Source organism: Herbidospora sp. RD11066 (assembly GCF_054661255.1).
Window position 1 is genome coordinate 1 of sequence record NZ_BAAGDO010000427.1, and the last position, 229, is coordinate 229.

General features: G+C 59.4%; 1 protein-coding gene. It reads right to left on the bottom strand.

Features of this window, described 5'->3' with window-relative positions; genetic code table 11:
• A partial coding sequence (locus ACYQ78_RS40230; protein ID WP_459806259.1) for a lactate/malate family dehydrogenase occupies nt 1–229 on the bottom strand: 229 nt, incomplete at both ends.

The window sequence follows — 229 nt, forward strand, 5'->3', positions numbered from 1 at the left end:
GTGGTTCTCCACTGGTTTCGCATCGACGTCCAGCACGCAGCCCTTCACCTCACTCTTCCTCTCCAGGTGTCCCAGATCAGCTGCCACGCCAGCAGCAGGTACTGCGGCGACTGTGAGATCAAAGACACACAACTCCTTGACGGTGGGATCCAAGGCCATGAGCATGGACAGCGGCTGTCCAATTCCACCCGCGCCACCGCAGACGCAGACCTTGAAATTTCCCGCAGAC